Origin of the sequence: Achromobacter sp. GbtcB20 (assembly GCF_019091095.1) — a bacterium.
Taxonomy (GTDB): Bacteria; Pseudomonadota; Gammaproteobacteria; order Burkholderiales; family Burkholderiaceae_B; genus Achromobacter; species Achromobacter mucicolens.
On sequence record NZ_JAGXJZ010000893.1, the window covers coordinates 1 to 236 of the forward strand.

Here is a 236-nt window from a genome sequence, read left to right on the forward strand (position 1 = left end):
TGGCCTCGCACTACGCGATCGCCCGGTATCCGCAAGTGTTCGGCAAGGCCGGCGTGTTCTCGCCCGCCTACTGGACGGCGCAACCCGCGTTCGACTTCATGACGCAACACCCGGTGCCGAAGGATGCGCGGCTGTTCATGCTGATGGGAGAAAAGGAAGGCGGGACCATGGTGCCGGACGTCGAGCGCATGGCGGCCGTGGTCAAGAAGAGCGGGCATCCGGCGGCGAATACGGTG

Annotated in this window: 1 pseudogene; it reads left to right on the plus strand. The window is 65.7% G+C overall.

Annotated elements, in window-relative coordinates:
• Window positions 1-236 (plus strand): annotated as a pseudogene (locus tag KVT32_RS31545) (alpha/beta hydrolase); the annotation flags it as partial.